At 69.0% G+C, this 21,768-nt stretch carries 19 protein-coding genes and 3 pseudogenes; 6 read left to right on the plus strand and 16 right to left on the minus strand.

What is annotated here, in order from left to right; translation table 11 throughout:
- The first annotated feature begins 286 nt into the window (after positions 1 to 286).
- Entirely contained in the window at positions 287 to 1,138 is an 852-nt protein-coding gene (locus AB0L95_RS02975) for a YihY/virulence factor BrkB family protein (RefSeq protein ID WP_365155871.1), read from the plus strand.
- A gap of 384 nt (positions 1,139 to 1,522) precedes the next feature.
- On the opposite strand, the gene AB0L95_RS02980 is transcribed toward AB0L95_RS02975, so the two are convergent.
- From AB0L95_RS02980 to AB0L95_RS02995, 4 genes and pseudogenes are all read right to left on the minus strand, one after another.
- A complete protein-coding gene (locus tag AB0L95_RS02980; protein WP_365155874.1) occupies positions 1,523 to 2,368 on the minus strand; it encodes an RNA polymerase sigma factor SigF in 846 nt (281 codons plus the stop codon).
- Positions 2,369 to 2,464: 96 nt separating this feature from the next.
- Positions 2,465 to 4,228, minus strand: a complete 1,764-nt coding sequence (locus tag AB0L95_RS02985) for a thiamine pyrophosphate-dependent enzyme (RefSeq protein ID WP_365155877.1) — start codon at positions 4,226 to 4,228, stop codon at positions 2,465 to 2,467.
- Between the two features lie 13 nt (positions 4,229 to 4,241).
- Positions 4,242 to 5,825, minus strand: a complete 1,584-nt coding sequence (locus tag AB0L95_RS02990; protein WP_365155880.1) for an FMN-binding glutamate synthase family protein — start codon at positions 5,823 to 5,825, stop codon at positions 4,242 to 4,244.
- Between the two features lie 567 nt (positions 5,826 to 6,392).
- Positions 6,393 to 6,608, minus strand: a pseudogene (locus tag AB0L95_RS02995) (TetR-like C-terminal domain-containing protein); the annotation flags it as partial.
- A 5-nt stretch (positions 6,609 to 6,613) separates the two neighbouring features.
- Between AB0L95_RS02995 and AB0L95_RS03000 the strand changes: the two are divergent.
- Positions 6,614 to 7,156, plus strand: a pseudogene (locus AB0L95_RS03000) (MFS transporter); the annotation flags it as partial.
- A gap of 85 nt (positions 7,157 to 7,241) precedes the next feature.
- On the opposite strand, the gene AB0L95_RS03005 reads toward AB0L95_RS03000, so the two are convergent.
- The 6 genes from AB0L95_RS03005 to AB0L95_RS03030 all read right to left on the minus strand — a co-directional run bounded on the left by AB0L95_RS03005 (position 7,242) and on the right by AB0L95_RS03030 (position 11,731).
- Complete coding sequence (locus AB0L95_RS03005; protein WP_365155883.1) at positions 7,242 to 8,927, minus strand: ribonuclease J; 1,686 nt, start codon at positions 8,925 to 8,927, stop codon at positions 7,242 to 7,244.
- Positions 8,928 to 9,118: 191 nt separating this feature from the next.
- Complete coding sequence (locus AB0L95_RS03010; protein WP_365155886.1) at positions 9,119 to 9,367, minus strand: hypothetical protein; 249 nt, start codon at positions 9,365 to 9,367, stop codon at positions 9,119 to 9,121.
- A gap of 3 nt (positions 9,368 to 9,370) precedes the next feature.
- Positions 9,371 to 9,508, minus strand: coding sequence for a hypothetical protein (locus tag AB0L95_RS03015; RefSeq protein WP_365155888.1), 138 nt, complete (start codon positions 9,506 to 9,508; stop codon positions 9,371 to 9,373).
- A gap of 275 nt (positions 9,509 to 9,783) precedes the next feature.
- Entirely contained in the window at positions 9,784 to 10,128 is a 345-nt protein-coding gene (locus AB0L95_RS03020; RefSeq protein ID WP_365155891.1) for a MerR family transcriptional regulator, read from the minus strand.
- A gap of 654 nt (positions 10,129 to 10,782) precedes the next feature.
- The gene (locus tag AB0L95_RS03025) at positions 10,783 to 11,379 is read right to left on the minus strand and encodes a cation transporter (RefSeq protein ID WP_365155894.1); all 597 of its coding nucleotides are present in this window, start codon (positions 11,377 to 11,379) and stop codon (positions 10,783 to 10,785) included.
- A gap of 43 nt (positions 11,380 to 11,422) precedes the next feature.
- On the minus strand, positions 11,423 to 11,731 hold the full coding sequence (locus AB0L95_RS03030) for a hypothetical protein (protein ID WP_365155897.1): 309 nt from the start codon (positions 11,729 to 11,731) through the stop codon (positions 11,423 to 11,425).
- A gap of 198 nt (positions 11,732 to 11,929) precedes the next feature.
- Here AB0L95_RS03030 and AB0L95_RS03035 point away from each other — a divergent pair, with 198 nt between their 5' ends.
- A complete protein-coding gene (locus tag AB0L95_RS03035; RefSeq protein WP_365155900.1) occupies positions 11,930 to 12,667 on the plus strand; it encodes a hemolysin III family protein in 738 nt (245 codons plus the stop codon).
- 96 nt (positions 12,668 to 12,763) lie between these two features.
- Here AB0L95_RS03035 and AB0L95_RS03040 read toward each other — a convergent pair whose 3' ends face one another.
- On the minus strand, positions 12,764 to 13,102 hold the full coding sequence (locus AB0L95_RS03040; RefSeq protein ID WP_365155903.1) for a MerR family transcriptional regulator: 339 nt from the start codon (positions 13,100 to 13,102) through the stop codon (positions 12,764 to 12,766).
- A gap of 1,062 nt (positions 13,103 to 14,164) precedes the next feature.
- Here AB0L95_RS03040 and AB0L95_RS03045 point away from each other — a divergent pair.
- Positions 14,165 to 14,524 (plus strand): hypothetical protein, encoded by a 360-nt coding sequence (locus AB0L95_RS03045; RefSeq protein ID WP_352086624.1) that lies wholly within the window; start codon positions 14,165 to 14,167, stop codon positions 14,522 to 14,524.
- 85 nt (positions 14,525 to 14,609) lie between these two features.
- Positions 14,610 to 15,871, plus strand: a pseudogene (locus tag AB0L95_RS03050) (IS30 family transposase).
- Between the two features lie 72 nt (positions 15,872 to 15,943).
- Here the strand turns inward: AB0L95_RS03050 and AB0L95_RS03055 are convergent.
- The 4 genes from AB0L95_RS03055 to AB0L95_RS03070 all read right to left on the minus strand — a co-directional run bounded on the left by AB0L95_RS03055 (position 15,944) and on the right by AB0L95_RS03070 (position 18,816).
- Positions 15,944 to 16,270 (minus strand): SCO5918 family protein, encoded by a 327-nt coding sequence (locus AB0L95_RS03055; protein WP_365155906.1) that lies wholly within the window; start codon positions 16,268 to 16,270, stop codon positions 15,944 to 15,946.
- A 50-nt stretch (positions 16,271 to 16,320) separates the two neighbouring features.
- The gene (locus AB0L95_RS03060) at positions 16,321 to 16,722 is read right to left on the minus strand and encodes a CBS domain-containing protein (protein ID WP_365155909.1); all 402 of its coding nucleotides are present in this window, start codon (positions 16,720 to 16,722) and stop codon (positions 16,321 to 16,323) included.
- Positions 16,723 to 16,767: 45 nt separating this feature from the next.
- Entirely contained in the window at positions 16,768 to 18,264 is a 1,497-nt protein-coding gene (locus AB0L95_RS03065; protein WP_365155912.1) for a DEAD/DEAH box helicase, read from the minus strand.
- Positions 18,265 to 18,612: 348 nt separating this feature from the next.
- Positions 18,613 to 18,816 (minus strand): cold-shock protein, encoded by a 204-nt coding sequence (locus AB0L95_RS03070; RefSeq protein WP_014145516.1) that lies wholly within the window; start codon positions 18,814 to 18,816, stop codon positions 18,613 to 18,615.
- Positions 18,817 to 19,317: 501 nt separating this feature from the next.
- Between AB0L95_RS03070 and AB0L95_RS03075 the strand changes: the two genes are divergently transcribed.
- On the plus strand, positions 19,318 to 19,836 hold the full coding sequence (locus tag AB0L95_RS03075) for a hemerythrin domain-containing protein (RefSeq protein ID WP_365155916.1): 519 nt from the start codon (positions 19,318 to 19,320) through the stop codon (positions 19,834 to 19,836).
- Positions 19,837 to 20,399: 563 nt separating this feature from the next.
- On the opposite strand, the gene AB0L95_RS03080 is transcribed toward AB0L95_RS03075, so the two are convergent.
- Positions 20,400 to 21,728, minus strand: a complete 1,329-nt coding sequence (locus AB0L95_RS03080; RefSeq protein WP_365155919.1) for a TRAM domain-containing protein — start codon at positions 21,726 to 21,728, stop codon at positions 20,400 to 20,402.
- Between the last annotated feature and the right edge of the window lie 40 nt (positions 21,729 to 21,768).

The raw sequence follows: 21,768 nt of genomic DNA on the forward strand, positions 1-21,768 counted from the left end.
CCGTCCATGGCTGTCGCCCAGGTCGCCACCAGGCCCGCACCCACAAGTCCCCGGCGGACACGGCCAACGTGCCGACGGCTCTGTTCACCGCATGGTGGCTGAGAGAGGCAAGGCCGTCCGCCGGCCAGAGCGGCGGCTCGAAAAGCGTGCCGGGCATGCGTACAGTGAGGGCCAGAGTGTCTCGGGCAGCAGGCACTTGGTGCGGTACGTGACACACGCGGCCGGGTGGTGTCGCACCGTAGTGCTGGATGAGGCGGCCCGAGGACGGGGGTGAGAGCTCCGCGTCATGGATGATGCAGACGGTCACACGGCTCGATGGTGGGCGGCGCTGCGCCGGACGCCGGTGGCCGTCTGGAACGACGACGTCACGGACTGGGCCGCTGCGCTGACCTATTACGCGGTCCTGGCCCTGTTCCCCTTGCTGCTGGTGATCCTCTCGATCCTGGGTCTGACCATGCCCACGGCCAAGCCGGAGGTCATCGACCGCATGTCGCAGGCCGCTCCGGTCGCATCCCGCGCTCTGCTGCGCAGCACCCTGCGGCAGATGGCCGGACAGTCGTCGGCGGCATGGACGTTGATCATCCTCGGAGGAGCGGGAGCGCTGTGGTCGGGGTCCAGCTATCTGAGCGTCTTCCGCCGGGCGTTGCACGCCATGCATCGGACCAGCGCGCACCGGCCGGTCTGGCGCACTGCTCCGCGTATCATCGCCACGGCCCTCGTCCTGATCTCCCTGCTTCTCGCGTCGACCCTCGCGCTGTTTCTCACTGGCAGCCTGGCCCGGCGTCTGGGCCGGGTGCTGTCTCTGGGTACCTGGCCCCAGGCCGCCTGGGACACACTGCGGTGGCCGGTCGTGGCCGCGGTCGCCGTCGCCCTGGTACTCGTCCTGTACCGTTCGGGCCCGGCGCCCTCCCGCCCTGTAGGGAAGAGGGCGCCCGGCGGCACGTTGGCGGTAGTGCTCCTGTTGGCGGTCTCACTCGGATTCGCCGTCTACACCTCCCATGTCAGCACCTATCACCGTCTGTACGGTTCACTGGCAGGCGTCGTGGTCTTCCTGGTCTGGCTATGGCTGTCCAACCTGTCCCTGCTGGTCGGCGCTCAGTTCAACGCGGAGCTGGCGAAGCCCGTGCACGGGGAATGAGCCGGTCTTCCAGTACCTGCGGCGAGACCGCCCGCAGCCTTCCCTTCGGCCGGTTCGCTCAGTACGGCACGCACGCGCCGACACCGCACGAACCGTGAGCAGGCACTCGGTTGACCTGTGGCGGTGTCTGCCCGCCGACCGCGTGGGCGGTCGCGGCCTCCGGCCTCGCGCGGTGCGTCGCGTCTCGGGGTGGGAACGGGGCTCGGAGCGCCGTATCTGTCATCGGCCCGTACCCGATCGCGGGGAGTGTGGAGGCGGACCGCACCCCTCAGCCGCGGGGCCCCGCCCGATCGGCAGGACCTCGCAAAAGTGAGGCACTACACCCGGCATCTCCCCCGCTCCGCAGGACGCCCGGCTGCCGTCCGGCTGCCGGGCCCCCGACCGTCAGACGGTGCTGAGCATGCCTTCACGCAGGCGGGCCAGGAGACGGGAGATCAGCCGGGAGACGTGCATCTGGGAGACACCGAGACGTTCACCGATCTGGGCCTGGGTGAGTTCCTCCACGAACCGCCAGTGGATGATCTTGCGGTCGCGTTCGTCGAGTTCGGCGATCATCGGGGCGAGGGCATGGAAGTCCTCGATCAGGCCGAGGGCGGCGTCCTCGTCGCCGATGAAGTCCGCCAGCGCGGCCTCGCCGTCCTCGCTGCCGTTGATCGCCGCGTCCAGGGAGGCGGACTTGTAGCCGTTGGAGGCCAGTTGGGCCTCGACGACCTCGTCCTCCGGAAGGCTCATCAGCTCGGAAAGCTCTTTGGTGGTCGGCGTCCGGCCCAGTCGGCTGCGCAGTTCCTCGTTGGCGCGGGCGAGTTGGACGCGGGCTTCCTGGAGCCGGCGCGGGACATGTACGGCCCAGGAGGTGTCGCGGAAGAACCGCTTGATCTCGCCGACGATGTACGGCACGGCGAAGGAGGTGAACTCGACCTCGCGGGTCAGCTCGAAGCGGTCGATCGCCTTGATGAGTCCGATCATGCCGACCTGGACGATGTCCTCCATCTCCTCCGGCCCGCGGCTGCGGAACCGGCCGGCCGCGTAGCGGACCAGGGACATGTTCATCTCGATCAGCGTATTGCGCGCGTACTGATACTCGGGCGTTCCTTCCTCCAGGACGGCCAGCCGGTCGAAGAACGGCTTCGACAGCTCCCGCGCGTCCTTCGGCGCGACCTTGGAAGGGTCCGTGATCTCCGGCACATCCACCGTCTGCTCGGCGGTCAGCACGGTCGTCGTCGGCATCATGGCGCCCTCCCAGTCGATCAGCCTCGTCCTCGCCGGTCCACCGTCCGGCAGGCACGCGCCTACCCCGTCCGCCGATCGGCATTCCTCGAACTGCTGTCAGTCCCCGCCGGACTCTCCATGGCTGCGTACGATTTCCTTCACCTTGGCGACCGCGAAACCCCAGCCCTGCTCGACGGTCGGCTTGGCCGGGACGGCGATCTCATCGGGGTTGGTGAGGACGTCCAGCAGGACCGGGCCCGGACTGCACAAGGCGCGTCGCACGGCGCCCTCCACGTCGGCCGGGTCGGTCACACGGATGCCGGTGATGCCCATGGCTTCGGCTACGGCGGCGAAGTCGGGGTTGTCGAGCACGGTGCCGAACTCGGGCAGGCCGGCCTGCTCCTGTTCGAGTTTCACCATGCCCAGCCGGCGGTTGTCGAAGACGACGAGCTTGACGGGAAGGCGGTACGTCTTCAGGGTCATGAGGTCGCCAAGGAGCATGCTCAGTCCGCCGTCGCCGCAGAAGGCCACGACCTGGCGCTCGCGGTCCAGGCCCTGGGCGCCCAGGGCCTGGGGCATGGCGTTGGCCATCGAGCCGAGGTTGTAGGAGCCGATGAGGCGCCGCTCGCCGCGCATCTCGACGAAGCGCGAGAGCCACACGGTGGCCATGCCCGTGTCGGAGGTGAAGACGGCGTCATCGGCCGCGATCCGGTCGACGGCCGCGGCCAGCGCCTCGGGGCGGATGTCATGGGCCCGGTTGTCCAGCGCGGAGCGGATACGGCCCACCACGCCCTTGTCGTGCGACGGATCGGCGAGCCGGGCCTGACCGGTGCGCCACTGGTCGAAGCGTTCACGCGCCTTCTCCAGGTGAGAGCGGTCACGTGCGCCTTCGAACCCGGCGGGCGCGGCGGCGAGGTCGTCCAGGAGGTCGCGTACGGTGGCGCCGGTGTCTCCCACGAGCCCGACGTCGACCGGTACCCGGCGTCCGATGTGGGTGGCCTCGGTGTCCACCTGGATGACGGTCCGGCCCTCGGGATACCAGTCCCGGTAGGGGAAGTCCGTGCCGAGCAGCAGCAGGGTGTCCGCGTCCTGGAGGGCCGCAGCGGCGGCGGGGTTGCCGATCAGCCCCGTCTGGCCGACCTGGAAGGGGTTGTCGTCGCCTTCGAAGCCCGCCTTGGCCTTCAGGGTGAGCACCATCGGTGCGGCCAGGCGGTCGGCGAGGGTGAGGACCTCCTCGCGAGCGGCGCGGGCGCCCTCACCGACGAGCAGGGTGACCCTTTCGGAGCGGTCGAGGAGTTCCGCGGCGCGGTGGACGGCGGACCCGTCCGGCCGGCTCACCGGGGCGTTCAGGGAGAACCGGGCCGGCCGGTCGGCGGTCAGTTCCCGCTCGCCCAGGTCACCCGGCACCGTGAGAACGGCGACGCCCCTGCGGCCCAGTGCGTGACGCACCGCCGTCTCCAGCATCTGCGGAAGCTGGTCGGGAGAGGTGATGGTCGCGCGGAACACGGCCACGTCCCTGAAGAGGGCGTCGTTGTCCACCTCCTGGAAGTAGTCGCTGCCGAGTTCGGCGAGTGGCACCTGGCCGGCGATGGCCAGGACCGGGGCGTGGCTCTTGGCCGCGTCGTACAGCCCGTTGAGGAGGTGGACGGAACCGGGTCCGACCGTGCCCATGCACACGCCGAGGGTGCCGGTGAGCTGCGACTGGGCGCTCGCGGCGAAAGCCGCCGCCTCCTCGTGCCGGCAGCCCACCCATTCCAGGCCCTCGGTGGTGCGTATGGCGTCGGTCAGGGGATTGAGCGCGTCTCCCACGACGCCGAACACCTGGCGCACGCCGAGCTCGCTCAGTGCGTCCACGATGACGCGGGCAACAGTACGGGTCACGTAGTCCTCCAGGTCACACGGTGAAACGGTCGGGGTCGGCGGCCTGCCAGTCGGCCGCCCAGGAGGCGGGCGGCTCGGCGAGCAGCTGCCCTGGCGCAAGCCACTCGTACAGCTCCTCGAAGGAGCGCTCGGTGCAGGGGTCGACGCGCCGGCGGAGCATGTGCGGACGCAGTTCCGCGGGATCGGTGACACCCATGGACGCCATGATCTGCAACGCGCTGGCCACGGTCGCCTCCTGGAAGCGCTGGACGCGCGTCGTCTTGTCGCCTACGTCGAGGGCGCGGGCACGCCGTGGGTCCTGGGTCGTGACACCCGTGGGGCAGGTGTTGGTATGGCACCTCTGCGCTTGGATGCACCCGACGGCGAACATCATCGCCCGCGCAGCGTTGCCGTAGTCGGCGCCCTGCACCATGCGTTTGACCAGGTCGGTGCCGGTGGCGATCTTGCCGCTCGCCCCGATCTTGATCTGATCGCGCAGGCCCACGCCCACGAGGGCGTTGTGAACGGTGTGCAAACCCTCGGTGAGCGGGGTGCCCACATGGTCCGCGAACTCCAGCGGCGCCGCACCGGTCCCGCCCTCGGCGCCGTCCACCACGATGAAATCAGGCGCAGTGCCCTCCTCCAGCATGGCCTTGCACACGGCCAGGAACTGCCGGCGGGAGCCCACACACAGCTTGAACCCGGCAGGCTTGCCACCGGACAACTCGCGCATGCGGGCGACGAAGCGCACGAGTTCGCGCGGGGTGGAGAACACCCGGTGGTACGGCGGGGAGATGACCGTCTGCCCCTCGGGCACGTCGCGGACCCGGGCGATCTCGGCGTTCACCTTGGCTCCCGGCAGAACACCGCCGATGCCGGGCTTCGCGCCCTGCGACAGTTTCAGGGACACGCACTTGACGTGTTCGTGCGCGGCCTTGTCGGCGAACTCGGCCGCGTCGAATTCGCCTTCCTCGGTACGACAGCCGAAGTATCCGGTGCCGATCTCCCACACGAGGTCGCCTCCCGGACGGAGGTGATACTCGGACAGGCCGCCCTCACCGGTGTCCTGGGCGAAGCCCCCGGCCGCGGCACCCCCGTTGAGCGCGAGGACCGCGTTGGCGGAGAGCGAGCCGAAGCTCATCGCCGAGACGTTCAGCAGTGCCATGTCGTACGGACGGCTGCAGTCCGGTCCGCCGATCCTCACGCGCGGCGGGTCCTTCGGCACCGGGCGCGGCGCCATCGACGGGACCAGGAACTCGTGACCGGGCTGGTACACGTCCCGTTCGGTGCCGTACGGCTCCTCCGCGTCGGTGCCCTTGGCCCGCTCGTAGACGATGCTGCGCACATCCCGGTCGAAGGGGCGCCCGTCGTAGTTCCGCTCGATGAAGTACTGCTGCAGCTCCGGGCGTACGCGCTCCAGGAGGTAGCGGGCATGGCCGAGGACGGGATAGTTGCGCAGCACCGAGTGCCGCCGCTGCACCAGGTCCCAGGCGCCCAGCACCCCCGTGAACATGAGCGGAACGGCCGCGAACCACCAGTAGGGCGAGAGCCCGAACGCCGCGGCCACAGCCCCGAGAGCGGCCACCAGAGTCAGGAGAACGATTCCAACGCGTGTCACACCTGGCGTGTTGCCCGGTTATCGATCGCCATGCGCGACAGTCGGGCACTGGACGCTTCCAGTCGCCGTGGCCGCCGGACGGGCCGCGAGCCCCCGGCCACGCTCGTCAGGGTGGTGGACCGCGTGGGGCTTCTCCAACGCCCTCGCCCTCAGCGCCGCGTCCTGACGACGAAGCGTTCCCCGCCTACGGGCTCGATGACACCACGATCACCGCTCTCCGCTCCTGGGCTGTGGAATGGGCCGACGACCTCGCTGCTCGTCTCCTCGAAGAGGGCGGTGCTTCGGACAACGACTGATCAAGCCCCGGGGAGACCACAGCTGCGAACGATGATTCGACGCCGACTCTTGTGCGTCGGAGCATACGCAAGCTGGATCGACGCCTACGACCCGCACCTGGACGTCGACTTCACTCTGATCCGCGGCGACGGGCCGCCGACCGACGGATTCAGCCAGGCCGCGTGAGCCGGCCAAGGGCCGGATGCCTGAGCCGACCGGGCGCGTGTCGGCGAGCACCTCGCGGAGCCCCGGCACCGCGTCCGAGGGCCGATCGCGGGAACCGGGTTGAGGTCACAGCAATCGGTCGACCAGCCCGTCGATGTAGTCCGGGGTGAGCGGGACCATGCCGAACAGGACGCGGATATACATCGGGGCCAGGATGTGGTCCAGCACCTCGAACGCGTCGGGTGCGTGCTCGCCACGGTCGCGGGCGCGATCGAGCATGGACTGCAGTTGCCGGGTGCGTTCGGCGCGGAGGTCGGCACCAGCCCGCAGGCCCTGCTGACCGCGGCCAGACCCTGCCGGTATCCCTCGCCATGGTGATCGTCAGCCCGCACGCGGGCCGACTCGCCGCCCGGTACGGCTTCCGAATCGTGGTCACCACCGGCCTGGCCCTGGCCGGCCTGGGACTGCTAGCGCTCGGCATGGTGCACGCCGACACCGGCTACGGAAACGTGTGGTGGCGGCTGGGACTCGCCGGCATCGGCTTCGCACTGGCCCTGCCCCCACTGACAGGCGCCGCCATCCAAGCAGTCAGCCCGCAGGAAGGCGGCCTCGCCTCAGGCATCAGCAGCACCACCCGGCAGATCGGCGCGGTGCTCGGCGTGGCGGTACTCGGAGCCATCGTCCGCACCCGGCAATCCGGCGGCGCCTCCTTCGCGACCGGCCTCAACAGCGCCTTCCTCGTTGCCGGCACCGTCACTTTTGCCACGGCCGTGTTCACCGGCCTGTGGCTGGCCAGGTCCAAGCCCGCGGAAGGCTCCGTGGCGCCGCAACGTTCCACTGATCCAGGTGCGGTCACCACCTCGAACCAGGCATCTGTGAACAGCCGTTGACAACAACCGCCTTGGCCGGGAGAAGCGGCTGCGTTTCACCTCGTGCGCATCGGCGTCCGACCCCGGACGCCTGCCGGGCTGTTGCTCAGGCGTCGATGATGACGGGGATGATGAGGGGCTTGCGGCGGTAGGTGCGGAACGCCCAGTTCGCCACGGCGCGGGCGAGGAGTTGTTCGAGTTGGCGCGCGTCCCCGACACCTTCCTCGGCCGCGGTGGCCAGGGTCTTCTCGATGACGGGGATGACCGGCTCGAAGGTGGCGTCGTCGTGCACGAAGCCCCGGGCCAGGAAGTCGGGGGCCTCGGCGAGCGCGCCGGTGTCCGCGTCGACGATCGCCACCACCGTGACCACGCCTTCGGCGGCAAGGGTGAGGCGGTCCTTGAGGGACGCTTCGGTGGCGCCGCCGACTTCCATGCCGTCCACGTAGACGTTGCCGGCGGGGACCTTGCCCGTGATGGAGGCGCGCCCGTCGACCAGGTCGACGACGACGCCGTCCTCGGCGATGACGACCCGTTCGGGGTCGACACCGGTACGGATGGCGAGGTCGCCGTTGGCCCGCAGGTGGCGCCATTCACCGTGCACGGGCATGACGTTGCGGGGCTTGACGATGTTGTAGCAGTAGACGAGTTCGCCGGCGCTGGCGTGCCCGGAGACGTGCACCTTGGCGTTGCCCTTGTGGACCACGTGGGCGCCCCACCGGGTCAGTCCGTTGATCACCCGGTAGATGGCGTTCTCGTTGCCGGGGATGAGGGAGCTGGCGAGCAGGACGGTGTCGTCCTTGCCGATGCGGATCATGTGGTCGCGGTTGGCCATCCGTGACAGCGCGGCCATCGGTTCGCCCTGGGAGCCGGTGCACACCAGAGTGATCTTGTGGTCCGGGAGCTTCTCCAGCTCCTTCGTGCTCACGACCAGACCGGAGGGGACCTTCAGATAGCCCAGGTCACGGGCGATGCCCATGTTGCGGACCATCGACCGGCCGACGAAGGCGACCTTGCGGCCGTGCTGGTGGGCGGCGTCCAGGACCTGCTGGATGCGGTGCACGTGGCTGGCGAAGCTGGAGACGATGACCCGGCGCGGCGCGGTGCGCATCACCTGCTCGATCGCCGGGTTCAGCTCACGCTCGGAGGTGGTGAAGCCGGGTACTTCGGCGTTGGTGGAGTCGGTGAGGAACAGGTCCACGCCCTCCTCGCCGAGGCGGGCGAAGGCGCGCAGATCGGTGATGCGGTCGTCGAGAGGGAACTGGTCCATCTTGAAGTCGCCGGTGTGCAGCACCATCCCGGCCCGGGTACGGATCGCGACCGCGAGGCTGTCGGGAATGGAGTGGTTGACCGCCACGAACTCGCAGTCGAAGGGCCCGAAGCCACGTCGGTCGCCCTCCCGCACCCGCACCGTCCGCGGCCGGATGCCGTGTTCCTTGAGCTTGGCCTCCAGGAACGCCAGCGTCAGCTTGGAGCCGACGACGGGAATGTCGGACCGCTCCCGCAGCAGGTACGGCACGCCGCCGATGTGGTCCTCGTGGCCGTGGGTGAGGACCACGGCGACGATGTCGTCCAGCCGGTCCCGGATCGAGGTGAAGTCCGGCAGGATCACGTCCACCCCGGGCTGGGTCTCCTCGGGGAACAGCACGCCGCAGTCGACGATGAGCAGCTTGCCCGCGTGCTCGAAGACGGTCATGTTGCGGCCGATCTCACCCAGGCCGCCCAGGGCGATGACCCGCAGCCCACCTTCGGGAAGGGGCGGCGCGGCTTTCAGCTCGGGATGCGGATGACTCATACCGTGACGGTACCCGGAGAGCGGGACAGGGTGATCCATTACCTCCTCCCGACAGGGTCGGGGCACCACAACGGTGTCCGGGGACGATCTGATGACGCCGGCGGCCGGACAGGGAGGGGTCAAGGCGGGGTCCAGCCAAGGTGAGCTCAAAAGCCGCCACGAGATGATCTTGGAGTCCTGAAGGCGGCTGGTCAGGATGCGGTAGGCATCGCGCGGGCGAGCGGCGCCAGGTTTCCGTACAGGGCGGCGTGCAGGGCGGCTGCGAGTTCGCGGGCCCGGCTCTCGTCTGCCACGTCGTGCAGTACGAAGTAGACCGGCCCCGCGGAGGAGTCCGAGCGGATCTCGCCGGCGCGGATCATCTGGATGACCGCGGCGCGGATGGCGTCGTACACCGAGTCGGCGACGGCGTGCTGCGGGGCGGTGATCACGTCGGCCTTCACCGTTCAGTGCTCGCCCAGAGACTCGATGGCGACGAAGACGGCGTCCTGCTCCTTGGCCTGCCGGTACGCCGCTTCGAAGGCCGCCATGCCCGTCGCGCCGGGAATGAGGTCCGCGGGGTAGGGAGCCGGCAGCGGCTGCATGAGAACCATCGTCCAGGCGCGCGGGACGGCACGGACGTCGACACGCCAGGCGCGTGCCTCACTGGGCCTGGCAGGCCGCCGATGGGCAACCGGCGTGCTGGCAGGGCTCCGGCCCGGGACTGGTGGAACCGTCTCGGACAGAGAAGGACCCCAGCGTGGTGATCGCCGGGGTCCTTGCCCTGCGGGAGTCAGGGGCGCTCGTTTCAGGGGCCGATGGTGGGGTCCAGTCGGTGGCGGGCCGGGAGCGTCGTCCGTGTCTTCGTGCCGGCGTCCGGTCAGGCTGAGGTCTTCGACTGCGGCTCGGGGCCTTGTGTGCGCATTTGCTCGTTGATGCGCTGCGCTTCTTCGAGTTGGTCTTCGAGGACGATGATGCGGCAGGCAGCTTCGATGGGGGTGCCCTGGTCGACGAGTTCGCGGGCACGGGCAGCGATGCGCAGCTGGTAGCGGGAGTAGCGGCGGTGGCCGCCTTCGGAGCGCAAAGGTGTGATCAGGCGGTGTTCGCCGAGGGCGCGCAGGAAGGCGGGGGTGGTGCCGAGCATGTCGGCGGCCCGGCCCATGGTGTAGGCGGGGAAGTCGTCGTCATCGAGAGGGGTGACGGCGCGGGAACTGCCAGGGGGCATAGACCTCTTCTTCCGGGGGACGCGTCGGGGGCCCGGGCGCCGTACTGGCACCCGGGCCCCGAGCTTTCAACACCATCTACCGGCGAACTGCGCCGGCCTTGTACGTCCGCAGGGTCCGACTGGGAGGGCGGGACTGCGGGGATCGCGGATGCGTGACCGGGGACCACCTTCCAATCCGGGGCCTGCGGTACGCGGGCGGACCGCTTCCTCGCCCGGGCGATCCTGATGGTGTCTCGCTCCTTACCTTCGGTTACTCGGTGGTACTGCTGAATACCGCGGGTACTGCTCACGACCCTCTTGGGCCGTGTCCTGCTTGACCTGCCGGCATGGCAGTTCGTGTCTGCAGTGCCCACTTCGACTTCCTGGGTACGACAAAGACAGTAACCCTGCGACAGGCCAATGTCTACTGTCGTCACGACAGGTTTTCTCCATGGTCAGTGCCTGGACTTCTTCCGCAGATACACTCGGAAGAGTGATCCCTCGCCGCAGGTGGAGATGATGGCGCTTCAGAACACGATCGAGAACTCGAACGTGCTGCTGAACATGCTGAAGTCGGTGGGCTTGTAGGGCCTGTGAGGCTCTACGCTGGGTGGATCCTCCCGGTGGCCTCCCCCGTGCCGCCGTGACGGCCTTTGTAGGTGAGGGGGAGGTTGGTCAGTGCTGGGCGGCGAAGATCTCCCGTACCTCGCGGATGGCGTAGTAGACGAGCACGTACCCCGCGGCGGGGTCGGCCCACCAGAAGCCGAAGGCGGCGTTGAGGACCAGGCCGAGCAGGACTGCGGCGGCCAGCAGCCCGTCGATGAGTGTCACCCGGCCCTCGGTCTTGAGGACCGGGTTGTCCAGCGCGGTGCCAGTGCGGGCTTTGCCCGCAGCGAGGGCGAACATCACGGCCGCGGTGATGGCCGTCCATCCGATGCCCAGCGGTGAGTGGTGGGGGCGGTAGTCGGCGGCCAGCACCCAGGTGGATTGCACCACCAGATAGACGGCCAGGAGCGCGAAGCCGATACCGATCAGCTTCAGCGCGCGGCACTGGCGGGCCTCGCCGGTCCCGGACAGTTCCCAGATCACCACGGTTGAGGCACCGATTTCGATCAGGGAGTCCAGGCCGAACCCGGCCAGCGCCACGGACCTGGCGGAGATCGCCGCGAGGGCGAGCACCACGATCCCGACGACGTTCCAGGCGAGCGTGGCGTACTCCAGGGCGAAGCCCCTGCGGAGCAGGGTGCTGCGGGCGGCGTCGGCAGTGGTCACCGGCCCGATTCTGACAGGCGGCTTGGTGGTCACCGGCCAGGGGTCATGCGTCATCGTCTTCGGCGAGGATGCGGTAGACGGTGGCGACCGAGGGGTGTTCGCCCTTGTTCTTGCCCGAGGTGATGACGAGCTTGCTCGCGATCTGCGGCACGGGCACCCCGTGGGCACGCAGGCTACGGGCGTAGGTGGCCATGTCGTCGTCGACGACCTTCGGGCGTCCGCCGTGACGGCCGCGCTCGCGGGCGGACGCCTGTCCTTCGAGGGGCTTCTCCCGGATGTACTCCCGCTCGGACTCCGCCATGCCGGCGAAGAACGCGAACAGCGCGGCGCCGTGCCCCGAGGGGTCGTACACGCCCTGGAGGGGGCCGGTGAGGCGTTCGTGCGCGCTCGGGAACCTTGGTCCTTCCCATGGCTAGGCGGCTTACACGCTTCCGCAGGCCCAGTTGGTGGCGAGACCGACCTCGGCGGACGCTGTCACGGGCAGGCAGGCCCTTAGCACGATCGGATGGTTGCCGATGATGCCCAGAAGAACGGGAGAGGACGGGAAGTTGTGTCTGGGGACGCCGTAGCCGGTATCCCCGGCGGATCACATCATGGCAATGCCGGGGAGGAGTTTCACCCGGTTGCCGACCTGGTCGAGTGGGCGGCCGACCTGGTCGAGCCGGTCAAGCCGAAGCTGCGTGGCTGGCTCCATGCCGCGATGGTCCCTGCCTCGGTGAGCGCCGGCATCGTCCTCGTCTGCCTGGCTCGTACCCAGCAGGCGGCTCTGGCCTGCACCGTGTACTCCGTCACCGCCTGCCTGCTGTTCGGGACGAGCGCCGTCTACCACCTGGGTACCTGGGGGCCGATGGGCGAGGCCGTCCTGCGTCGCCTCGATCACGCCAACATCTTCCTGATCACCGCCGGGACCTGCACCCCTCCGGCCGTGCTCCTCCTCCCTCCTGACCGGCGAAACCTGCTGCTGTGGATCGTATGGACGGGCGCGCTGACCGGTATCGCCTTCCGCGTGCTGTGGGTCAACGCTTCCCGCTGGCTGTACACCCCCTGCTACCTGGCCCTGGGGTGGGCACCGGTGCGTTACCTGCCTGACTTCCTGCACACCGGCGGTGCGGCCGTGGTCACCCTGACTGTGACCGGCGGTCTCCTCTACAGCGCGGGCGCGGTGGTCTACGCCGTCCAACGCCCCGCCCCCTCGCCCCGCTGGTTCGGCTTCCACGAGGTGTTCCACGCCTTGACCGTGGCGGCCTTCACTGCGCACTACATCGCCATCTCCCTCGCCGTCTACTGACGGGGGAGCCGTTCGGACACGAGGATCATCTCTGCGCGCCGCAGCCCGGCCACGCGCGGGTGTGATAGCCCGCCGATACCGGCGGGCCCGCTCACCTCAGGCTGCGGCCGACGGACTGGACGATCCGCCGGTGCGGCGGTATTCGGCGTTGATGCGCTGGGCTTCTTCGAGCTGGTCTTCGAGGATGATGATCCGGCATGCGGCCTCGACCGGGGTGCCCTGGTCGACGAGCTCACGCGCGCGGGCCGCGATGCGCAGCTGGTAGCGGGAGTAGCGGCGGTGTCCGCCCTCGGAGCGCAGTGGTGTGATCAGTCGCGCTTCGCCGATGGCGCGGAGAAAGCCGGGAGTGGTACCGAGCAACTCGGCGGCCCGGCCCATCGTGTAGGCGGGGTAGTCGTCGTCGTCGAGACGGCCTAGCGACTCGTCCGCTGTCATCTCACCTCTCTGTGGAACGGGTAGAGGGGCCTTGGTGCCGTTTGGCACCAAGGCCCCGAAGGAACTGCAACACCATCTGCCGGCCCTAGTGCTGCGCCGGCCTTCTGTTTCCGCCCAGCCGCCTGATACTCCGACGGGGGTGCGGGGATCGCGGATGCGTGACCGGAGACCACCTACCTATCGATGTCCTGCGGTACCCGGGCTCGCGTCTTCCGCCCGGGCGATCCTGATGGTGCTCGACTCCTCCGTTCTTCCTCGGAACCAATCACTTGCAAACAGGGACTGCGTACTACTGGTACCGCAACCGCGTGAACTGCGGTCTGCTCACGGCGGCCCCTCATCACTTCAGGCCACCCGGTCCGGTCGTCAGTCCCGTCGCCGTCGTACAACAACCTGGCTTCGGAACTCCACCACCGCACCGTCATACGTGGACTGCTGCCCGGCAGTTCGTGTCTGCCGGGCCTTGCTCGATCTCGGCTACGAAAGAAACCATAATCACTGAGACATCGAATGTCTACTCCAGCGAGCATAGATTTGCTGCGGCTCGACGATGAGGTCTCCCGCTGAGCCGATCTGCGGATACTGGGGGCTGTCCGCGGCGCAGGTCCGACGCACGGATGAGACCCAGAGCCGCCCGCGGAGCTTCCCGTGGCGGCGCCGACCGGCGCGGCGCGTCGACCGCGATTCTCAGCCCCCTCCGGCGAGCACGGTGGCTCGGGTGGGTTGGCGGGCGGGGCGCAGGGTCGGGTAGGCAAGGGCCGGAGATGAACGATCCGCAGACGAGGGTGACCCTGATGAACACGATGTCCGTCAACGCCACATCTGTCCTGTTCCACGCGGCCGTTGCCGACGCACGCGATACCGCACAAGCCTTCATCGAAGACCTGCGGCAGCCGAACGGCAGCAGACCAATGCCTCGAAGCACGCCCCTGACTCGCAGCCGCCGCACATGCGCACCCCCGGGCCTGTAGTGCGGCACCAGGGGAGCCGTATGCGCCCGTCTCGCCCGGTTGCGCCATCGTCCAAGCCACCCGGGCGGGCCGGTGCATAGAATCCGACCCCATGCCGAAGCTTGACGAGCTGCTCGTTGCGATAGCTGCCCTTGTGGAGTCCGGGCAGAGCAATCAGATGTCCCTGACCGTGGTCACCAGTGGTGCTGTCATCACCGGTCGGCTGGCTCCGGAAGCCATGTGGAGGCAGAGGGTGTCCGAGGTGCTGACGGACTCCGCCGACCTGGGCGAGTTCTCCGCCGTCTTCGACACCCCCGCGAGGAAGGACGGACCGCCCACGCATCTGCATTTCCATGTCGCCCGGATCCTGCAGGGTACGGTGGGGATCCCGGAGACAGGCGGGATGTACCGCGTCGCGATCGAGGACGTCAGTGCCTGGACCGTGGGCGACTTCAGCTACTCCGACCACTGACTCCCCGACCCACGGCACACAGTGAGGCCCCACCGGCACGCTTCCGTTCTAGTGGTCGTCGCAACAGCCCAGTTCAAGGGGTGCGATGGACTTCGAGATCCGGAAGGATCTGCGGCCTCAGGGGCCCAGGAGGTTGGACCCTGAGCGGGAGGAATACCTTCGGCTCGTGGATCTTGGAATAGGGAACACGGAAGCTTGCCGGATCATCGGCATCAACCGCCGCACCGGCAAGCGTCGGCTCTACGGCCGGCAGGCATCCGCGAGGTACAGGGCAGCCCCGCCCATCGTGGACACGGGGCTGCCCTGGCAAGCACCCGAACCCCCGGCTCGCCCTGCGGAACCCGTCGGCCCGTCGCGCTACCTCACCGAGGCCGACCGCATCCACATCGCTGACCGGCTCCGCGAGAAGGCGTCCGTCCGGGCCATCGCGGCCGAGCTGGCCGCAGTCCCTCCACCGTGAGCCGGGCGATCCGCCGCAACCACGCGCTCATGTCAGGCGGCGGCTGGTCCTACCATCCGCACGCCGCCCAGCGCCGCGCGGACGCCCGCGAACCGCGCCCCAAGCCCGGCAAGACCGGCCGGAACCCCAGGCTGCGGGACTTCCTCCAGGACCACGTGACCCGGCGGTGGAGCCGGGAGCAGATCTGCCACGCTCTACGGGCACGTTTCCCCGACCAGCCGGAGATGCAAGTGGTCCACGAGACGATCTACCAGGCGCTTTACGTCCAAGGCCGCGGGGAACTGAGGCGCGAGCTGCCCCGGGCCCTGTGGACCGGACGCGCGATGCGCCGCCCGCACCGGCACTCGGCGGGCCGCCGATCGCGGTTCGTGCACCCCATGGTCATGATCAGCGAACGGCCCGCCGAGGCCGCCGACCGGGCTGTCCCCGGCCACCGGGAAGGCGACCTGATCGTCGGCAAGAACAACGGCTCCGCCATCGGCACCCTGGTCGAACGCAGCACCCGCTACCTGATGCTCGTGCACCTCCCACGCGACCACGGCGCCGCCGCTGTCCGCAACGCGCTCACCGACACCGTCCAGACCCTCCCGCCTCACCTGATGCGGTCCCTGACCTGGGACCAGGGCATCGAGATGGCCTCCCACCGCGCCTTCACCATCACCACGGACATCCCGGTCCACTTCTGCGACCCGGCCAGTCCCTGGCAGCGCGGCTCGAACGGGAACACCAACGGCCTGCTGCGGCAGTGCTTCCCCAAGGGCACCGACCTATCCCGCCACACCCGCGAGGACCTGGACGCCGCCGCCACCGAACTCAACAGGCGCCCACGCAAAACGCTCGACTGGGAGACCCCAGCCGAGCGTCTGTTTACACTGCTCGCGGCTTGATCAACTCACCGCAGTGTTGCTACGACCCCTGCAATTCGCCCACGCCGGTGGGGCCTCACTGCTCTGTTCGGCTCACACCTGTCCGTAAGTCGGGCGGACAGGCAGAGTGCCGAGCGTTGCGGAAGCCGGCCCGTACGGGTCGGCCAGGGGCGCAGATGCGGCGGTAGGGCGGGTGCGGCAGGTGAAGCCGAGTTGGGTCATGGCCCTGAGGACTTCGCCGGTGCTGAAATCGCGCCGGTCCTGGCGGGTGACGACCTGGCCGACCTGCTTGGCGGGGTAGTGGCGTCGTCCGATGATGACGAACTCACCGGTGACCAGCTCAGGTGTGCCGTCCTTCATCGATTCCACCACGCCGCTCTTGGTCAGGTCGAACGGGAAGCGAGCGATAACACAGCGCATGATGCCTCCAGGGAGAAGAGAAGACGGGGCCGGGTAGGGGTGACGGCGGTTCAGCGAGAGAGGGCGAGGACGCCCAGAGCGTTGCCGTGTCCGTCGACCACCGGCGGGGCCCCGAGCCGGCGGCAGCGCATCGCACGCTCGGCTTCGGCCCTCGTGGCCAGCGGCGACGCGAAGGGCCCGATGACGTCGGCGATGTCACGCAGGCGGATCCGGTCCGTGTATCCGGAACCGTCACGAACGGCCGTGAGCCGGTCCCAGGTGACCAGGCCGGTGCACATACCGTCCTCGTCGCAGACGACCAGCTGAGCTGTACGGGCGGCGGCCATCACGGACAGTGCCACCTCCACGGTCATGTCCTCCCAGACCTGCGGTCCGGCCGCGTCCGCGGGATCGGCCGCCGTCTGCACGGCGTTGGTACGTGTTGAGCGGAACTGCGTCTGGTCCAGCGTCAAAGGGTGCCTCCTGCGAAGTTGGGCGGGCTTCCTGACACGAAGGTTCTATGCCGCCGCACCGGCGGTGGACTGCCGTACGAGCGCGCGGCGGGCCGCCGAGACGGGGCGGCGTCGGCCGCGTGAGGTGGCGCCGCGCTTCTTGGGGCGTTCGACCACCGGTGCGGTGATGACGACCGGGATGCCGGAGGGAGCCTGGGCGCCGGTGATGCGGTGCAGGGCCTCTTCGCCGGCGCGGACCTGGGTGGTCTGCGGGACGATGCCGGCCGCTGCCATGAGGCGGGTCATGCCGCGGCGCTGGTTGGGGGTGACCAGGGTGACGACGCTGCCGGACTCTCCTGCGCGGGCGGTACGGCCGCCGCGGTGGAGGTAGTCCTTGTGGTCGGTCGGCGGGTCGACGTTGACGACGAGGTCGAGGTTGTCGACGTGGATGCCGCGCGCCGCGACGTTGGTCGCTACCAACACGTTGACGTGTCCGGTCTTGAACTGTGCCAGCGTGCGGGTGCGCTGGGGCTGTGACTTCCCGCCGTGCAGGGCGGCGGCCCGTACCCCGCTGTTCAGGAGGTGTTCGGTGAGGCCGTCGACGGCGTGCTTGGTGTCCAGGAACATGATCACGCGGCCGTCGCGTGCGGCGATCTGGGTGGTTGCCGTGTGCTTGTCGGCGCCGTGAATGTGGAGCACGTGGTGCTCCATCGTCGTGACCGCGCCGGCCGAGGGGTCGACGGAGTGCACGACGGGATCGCTGAGGTAGCGGCGCACGAGCAGGTCGACGTTGCGGTCGAGAGTGGCGGAGAACAGCATGCGCTGGCCTTCGGGGCGGACCTGGTCGAGGAGGGCGGTGACCTGCGGCATGAAGCCCATGTCGGCCATCTGGTCGGCCTCGTCGAGGACGGTGATGGAAACCTGGTTCAGTCGGCAGTCGCCACGGTCGATGAGGTCTTTGAGGCGTCCCGGCGTGGCGACGATGATCTCGGCGCCAGCGCGCAGCGCGCTCGCCTGTCGGCCGATCGACATTCCGCCCACCACCGTGGCCAGCCGCAGCCTCACGGAGCGGGCGTACGGGGCGAGCGCGTCGGTGACCTGCTGCGCCAGCTCACGCGTGGGTACGAGGATCAGCCCCAGCGGCTGCCTCGCCTCGGCGCGCTGCCCGGCCGTACGGGCCAGCAGCGCCAGCCCGAAGGCGAGGGTCTTGCCGGAGCCGGTGCGGCCACGGCCCAGTACGTCCCGGCCGGCGAGGGAATTCGGCAGGGTCGCGGCCTGGATCGGGAAGGGTACGGTCACGCCTTGCGAGCTGAGCGCGCCCAGCAGCGCCCCGGGCATGTCGAGATCGGCGAAGCCCTCCACGGCGGGGAGCGCGGGAGTGATCGTCCTGGGCAGCGCGAACTCCCCCTGGACCGCGGCGGGCCGGCGGCCGTAACCACCGGAACGGCCCGGCCCGCCGGAGCGGCTCCGGGCCGACGAACCGAATCGGCTGCCGCCCCTTCCGGATTCGGCACTGCCGTTACGGGTGCGGGTGAAGCGGTCGTTCGTGCGTGTGCGGTTCATGCGGAACCTTCCTCGATGCGGCACATATCAAGGAATTCCCGCAGCGATCAGCAGCACAGAGAATTGCAAGAATGGACCAGTTGAATGGGAAAGCGAATCTGACCGACGAAAAATCCGTGCGGCACAGGAGCTGGAATGAGTGGCGCGAAGCGGGACGCAATGTTCGGGCGTCCGCCGCGATGACGCTATGAAGGGATGCGTGTACCCCTGAAGGATGCCCCGCATGCGGTAAGCCTACGGGTTTCCTGGTTGTCGTCCGCAGGCGAAACCACTGCGGAAGAATGCGAGTAGCTGGGGCCCGCACCCCGAAGGACGCGGGCCCCAGCTACAACTACGCGACAGTCAGCGTCAGGCGAGAACGATGTTCTCGGCCGTCGGGCCCTTCTGGCCCTGCGCGATGTCGAAGGTCACCTTCTGGCCCTCCAGCAGCTCGCGGAAGCCCTGGGCGGCAATGTTCGAGTAGTGGGCGAACACATCAGCGCCGCCACCGTCCTGCTCGATGAAGCCGAAGCCCTTTTCCGCGTTGAACCACTTCACAGTACCAGCAGCCATGTCATTTCTCCTTTGGGGCAGTGCATCGGGATCCGCACTGCACGGACCCCGTGTCGCTGCGATGATCACCCCGCCCGGAAAAAGACCGGATAACAAAAGTGCTTCCAGTGGCACAGGCGCCGCCCGGAAGGCACTTGAAGTTTTGGGAACCACAACTGCAACTGAGATCGACAGTAGCACGCCGCAGCGGCCTGTGTACGGTGAAGAATCACACTCTACTTAATGCGGTAGAGAATCTGTCTGCCTCTTCCGTTGAAATCTCAGCTCGCGGGCACAGATATTGACCCAGCCGAAGCGTAACGTTTCGGGAAGCATTGGGGGCGCGCCCAGCGTAAGGGCTGCTCCCCCAAGGGATGGTGCGGGCGGGCGTGGAGATCAGGGTGGCGCCGGCAAGCGTCACGGCCCGTGTCCGGCGCACGCGCGGGAGCGACCATATCGAGACCATCAAGGATCAGACCGTCGATCAGCTCGGTGGAAGCAGCAGCATCTTGCGGCAACGCCGTGAGCACGAGGAAACGGCGGCTGACGGATCAGTACCTGACCCTCGACGACCTTCACCAGCGGGAACGCGTTCTGAAGCAGGCGGTGCAGCTGGTCTTCAGCCATGCCTTCGCGGAAGAGACGGTGCTGTGGCCCGCCGTACGAGCCTCAGTCCCGGACGGCGAGGAACTGACGGCCCGGGTCGAGGAAGAACATCAGCTCAACGATCTCGTCGCGGACATCGAACGCCTTCCTGCCAGCGATCCCGGGCGGGAGGAAAGGGTGCAGTGGGCCTTCGCGCTGATACGGCAGGACATCAGGGACGAGGAAGATCTCCTCCTCTCCCGGTCTCTGCCGATTGCAGGGCACGATGGATACCGGCCGGGCACACTCGGCACCACCTGGGCGGCGGTACGACAGACCGCCCCGACGCATCCGCACCCCGTCATCCCCCGGCGGCCTCCCGGGAACGCGCTGCTGGGTGTACCGCTGAGCGACGCTCTGGGCATCGGCAGCTCCGCCTCACGGCGCAGAAGGTGATCGCGGCCTGGCCGGGATGCTCGCTACCGCTTTCGTGGCCGTCGCCGCACAGCGCCCCAAGCGGAACTGAGCGCCCGGAACCGTGTTCCTTGCCGGAGCCGCGTCGATCATCGCCGGGGTGCTGCTCTCGACGCGCCTGGCCGCCATCACCATCGCGCAGGTTCCGTCAGTACGCCTGGGCAGCGGAGGCAAGCGGTGAAAAGGGCCTCGTCAGCGCTCTGATCGGAGAGCATCGCCTTGGCGATGCCGCACTCGGAGGCCAGGAGTCGGCAATCAGCGTGGCCGGCCCTGGTCCTGTCGCCGCCCGGCTCGACGCACGAACCGCACAGTCCACCCCCTCATTCACAACCTGACGCGCCGTCAGAGCGAGCGTCACATGAGCGTCAGAACTGCCTGGCGCGGACCCTGCGAAGACCGGGAGCACCACGCGCCCACCTTCCCCTTACTGATCGAAGCCGCAGGTCACGGGCGTACGTCCGGCACGCGACCTGCTCCACGTCATGCGCCCACCGAAACATGTCGAGCGACCGGCCCGGATCCTGGGAAACCAGGGAAACAGCAGGTCAGAGCCCCTTTGCGGCAGGCTCCAAAACAGCCACGCACTCCACGTGCGACGTCATCGGAAACAGATCGAACGCCCGCAGCGTCCGTACCCGGTACCCCCCGTCCCGGAAGTACGCCAGGTCCCGGGCGAGGGCTGCCGGGTCGCAGGCCACGTAGGCGATGCGGCGTGCGCCCAGTGATGACAGGTGGGCCACCGTTTCCCGGCCCGCGCCGGCGCGGGGCGGGTCCAGGACGATCAGGTCGACCTCCGTGATGCCGGTGCGCGGCAGGACCGATTCGACCTTGCCCTGTTCGATGCGCACCCGGGGGAAGTCGGCGAGGTTGTGCCGGGCGTCCTCCACCGCGCGCTTGCCGGACTCGATGCCGAGCACCGCGCCCTTCTCGCCGAGCCGGTCGGCGAGCGCGCCGGCGAAGAGGCCGACGCCGCAGTACAGGTCGAGCGCGGTCTCGCCCTTGCGCGGCAGCAGGCCCTGCATCACCGCCGTCACGAGGGTGTCCGCCGCCTTCGGGTGGACCTGCCAGAAGCCGCCGCCGCCGACGCGGTGCGTACGGCCGTCGGCGCGTTCGCGGACGAAGGGGCGGCCGTGGACGCGGTGCACGCCCCCCGTCTTCTCGTCGACCCGCAGGACCGAGACCGGCTTGTCCAGTTCGACCAGCGGCAGTCGCGCGCCCGGCTTCGGCGTCAGGATCACCTGACGGTCCTGCGAACCCGTCGCCGCGATGGCCTCGACGGAGTCCATGCCCGTCCAGTCCCGCTTCTCGATGCCCAGCTCGCTGACGCCCTCGGCGGCGATCATGCAGTGGTCGACCGGTTCGACCTCGTGCGAGCGGTGCCGGCGCAGACCCGCCCGGCCGGCCGGGTCCACCGCGTACTGGACCCGGGTGCGCCACTGCGGCACCTCGCCGACCGGCAGCTTGTCGCCCTCGGCCGGCATCACCGTGCCGTCCCAGCCTGCCTCCTCGGGGGTCAGGCCCGCGAGCCGCCGCAGCTGCTCGGCGATCACCTCGCCCTTCAGCCTGCGCTGCGCGCCCGGCTTGGCGTGCTGCCAGTCACAGCCGCCGCAGCGGCCGGGGCCCGCGTACGGGCAGGGGGCGTCGACACGGTCCTTCGACGCCTCCAGCACCCGCACCGCGTCAGCGCGCAGGAAGCGGGCGCCCTCCTCGCCCTCGGTCACCTGGGCCACCACCCGCTCCCCGGGCAGGGCGTGCCGGACGAAGAGGACCTGGCCGGTCTCGGTACGGGCGATGCAGTGGCCGCCGTGGGCGACCGGGCCGATCTCGACCTCGTACTCCACGCCCACCAGCGACTTCTTCGGTTCTGCCTGCATGGTGGGACGACTCCAGACGAGAGATGGGGGGACGGGCGCG

It is taken from the genome of Streptomyces sp. NPDC052036 (assembly GCF_040680495.1).
GTDB lineage: Bacteria > Actinomycetota > Actinomycetes > Streptomycetales > Streptomycetaceae > Streptomyces.

Bases quoted from the DNA above. Each gene is read 5' to 3' on its own strand.
- AB0L95_RS03015 (WP_365155888.1), bottom strand. From the start codon at position 9,508: ATGCAGCCGCTGCCGGCTCCCTACCCCGCGGACCTCATTCCCGGCGCG.
- AB0L95_RS03005 (WP_365155883.1), bottom strand. From the start codon at position 8,927: ATGAGTCATCCGCATCCCGAGCTGAAAGCCGCGCCGCCCCTTCCCGAA.
- AB0L95_RS02975 (WP_365155871.1), top strand. From the start codon at position 287: ATGGATGATGCAGACGGTCACACGGCTCGATGGTGGGCGGCGCTGCGC.
- AB0L95_RS03070 (WP_014145516.1), bottom strand. From the start codon at position 18,816: ATGGCTGCTGGTACTGTGAAGTGGTTCAACGCGGAAAAGGGCTTCGGC.
- AB0L95_RS03020 (WP_365155891.1), bottom strand. From the start codon at position 10,128: ATGCCCCCTGGCAGTTCCCGCGCCGTCACCCCTCTCGATGACGACGAC.
- AB0L95_RS02980 (WP_365155874.1), bottom strand. From the start codon at position 2,368: ATGATGCCGACGACGACCGTGCTGACCGCCGAGCAGACGGTGGATGTG.
- AB0L95_RS03040 (WP_365155903.1), bottom strand. From the start codon at position 13,102: ATGACAGCGGACGAGTCGCTAGGCCGTCTCGACGACGACGACTACCCC.
- AB0L95_RS03055 (WP_365155906.1), bottom strand. From the start codon at position 16,270: ATGCGCTGTGTTATCGCTCGCTTCCCGTTCGACCTGACCAAGAGCGGC.
- AB0L95_RS03065 (WP_365155912.1), bottom strand. From the start codon at position 18,264: ATGAACCGCACACGCACGAACGACCGCTTCACCCGCACCCGTAACGGC.
- AB0L95_RS03045 (WP_352086624.1), top strand. From the start codon at position 14,165: ATGCCGAAGCTTGACGAGCTGCTCGTTGCGATAGCTGCCCTTGTGGAG.
- AB0L95_RS03080 (WP_365155919.1), bottom strand. From the start codon at position 21,728: ATGCAGGCAGAACCGAAGAAGTCGCTGGTGGGCGTGGAGTACGAGGTC.